At 63.8% G+C, this 1,897-nt stretch carries 3 protein-coding genes; 1 reads left to right on the forward strand and 2 read right to left on the reverse strand.

All coding sequences use genetic code 11. From position 1 onward, the window contains the following. Positions 1–66: 66 nt before the first annotated feature. A complete protein-coding gene (locus EN949_RS34920; RefSeq protein ID WP_024503875.1) occupies positions 67–606 on the reverse strand; it encodes a gamma carbonic anhydrase family protein in 540 nt (179 codons plus the stop codon). Between the two features lie 19 nt (positions 607–625). Then, positions 626–967 carry a hypothetical protein gene (locus EN949_RS34925; protein ID WP_063168099.1) on the reverse strand — a complete coding sequence of 114 codons (342 nt, stop codon included), beginning with the start codon at positions 965–967 and terminating at the stop codon, positions 626–628. Positions 968–1,092: 125 nt separating this feature from the next. Between EN949_RS34925 and EN949_RS34930 the strand changes: the two genes are divergently transcribed. Beyond that, positions 1,093–1,818 (forward strand): hypothetical protein, encoded by a 726-nt coding sequence (locus EN949_RS34930; RefSeq protein ID WP_063168100.1) that lies wholly within the window; start codon positions 1,093–1,095, stop codon positions 1,816–1,818. Positions 1,819–1,897: the final 79 nt, after the last annotated feature.

The raw sequence follows: 1,897 nt of genomic DNA on the forward strand, positions 1-1,897 counted from the left end.
TCCCCGTCCCCAACGACCGGGTGAAAGGAGCCGGCCCCGTCCCCGGGCCGGCTCCGCCATTTCTGGCTATGGCCGTTCGAAAACCTTCTTCAACCCCGCCTTGAAGCGCTTGCCGTTGGCGACATAATGCGCCGCCGAGCCGCGCAACCTTGCCACGGCCGCGTCGTCCAGCACCCTGATCGCCTTGGCGGGCGAGCCGACGATCAGCGAATTGTCCGGGAATTCCTTGCCCTCGGTAACCAGCGCACCGGCGCCGACCAGGCAATTCCTGCCGATTTTCGCGCCGTTCAGCACGATGGCGCCCATGCCGATCAGGCTGTTGTCGCCGATCGTGCAGCCATGCAGCAAGGCGCGGTGGCCGATCGTGCAGCCTTCGCCGATCGTCAGCGGGAAACCGGGATCGGTGTGCATGACCGTATGTTCCTGCACGTTGGTGTCGGCACCGATGACGATGGGCTCATTGTCGCCCCGGATGACGGCGCCGAACCAGAAGCCGGCATTGCGTCCGACCCTGACGTCGCCGATCAGCGTCGCATCGGGCGCGATCCAGTTCGAGTCCGCATCGGCGAAGCTGGGCTCTGTTCCATCGATCGCATAAAGCGGCATTCCTGGTCTCCGAATCGTCTCAAGCTGGCAGCTCGGACCCTAGGAGACGGACCGACCATGAGGCAATGGCAAGCACGACGACGCCCAGCGCCAAGGTCCACGCAATTGCCGTGCAGCCGCAGGACATCAGCGCCAACGTTGAAATGCGGCGCTGACGCCGGGCATCGATGGCGTCGTTGACCAGCATGAACGGTCCCGCACAGGCCGTGGCGAGCAGCGAGCGCAAGACATGTGACGGCGACACATAGGGTTCGGTGAAGGCGACCTTGCGGCCCGACACCAGTTCCATGGCCGATCCGGCCAGCCCGCAGGCCGTCAACCCGACGGCAAAAGCAAAGAGTGTGAGTTCCAGCGGTCCCATCTTAACTTTCCGTTTACCATGAAATTGCACAGTCGTTCCATGCAGGCTGCAAGAGCCATGCCGTGCGATGTGTGCCGCCCGGGGACACTGCAGGCGGACGGGCGGCCCGAGATCCGAGGACTGAGATGAAGCAGGCAGCGCTCGCCAACGAACTCACCGTGGTCGATTCCAGGCTGATGAAGCGGGTGCTCTACGGGTTCGCGGTGCTCGCCCTGTTGTCGGTGGCGATCAGCCTTGCCGGCAAATGGTTCGGCCATTCGATCGCCATGGCCGGATACACCGACGACGCAACAGCCCACCAGGTGGTGATCGGCAACAATGTCATCACGGTCCCGGCCAATGCCATCCGTTTCGCCCAGGCCCGGCGCGACGGCATCGCCTCGCGGCTCGACCTCTATCTGCGCTATCCCCAGATGGACGGCTACAGCGAGGCCGCGCGAGATGATTTCAACCATACGGGAACAGCCAAAAGCATCGTCTTCCTGTCCTTCGAACAGCAGATGATGTCGCGTGACATGAGCGGCCGCTTCGCGCCGATCTACAGCGCGCTGATCATCCGACCCGGCACTGCCGGGCCTGGCGGCACGATGATTTATGGTTTCAACGAGAAATCAGGCTATCTGAACGAGGTGCTGGTTGTCGGCAATCGCCCCGGCAAGGAGCCGTTCGTGGCCCGTTGCCTGAGCGGGCCGAGTGCCGACCAATCGCTGGCGCCCTGCGAGCGCGACATCCAGGTCGGCGACGAACTCAGCCTCACCTATCGCTTCCCAAGGGAGTTTCTGGGCGATTGGCAGGCGCTCGACGCGGCAATCGCCACCGAAGCCGGGCGCGTTCTGAAGGCGGGACGTTAAGAACGCTTCAAGGGAACCGGCTGGCCGGCCGCATGAGCCGGCCGACCGCAAGATTTGCTGGCTCAGGCCAGATCGATGT

Origin of the sequence: Mesorhizobium sp. M7A.F.Ca.US.007.01.2.1 (assembly GCF_003998165.1) — a bacterium.
GTDB lineage: Bacteria > Pseudomonadota > Alphaproteobacteria > Rhizobiales > Rhizobiaceae > Mesorhizobium > Mesorhizobium ciceri.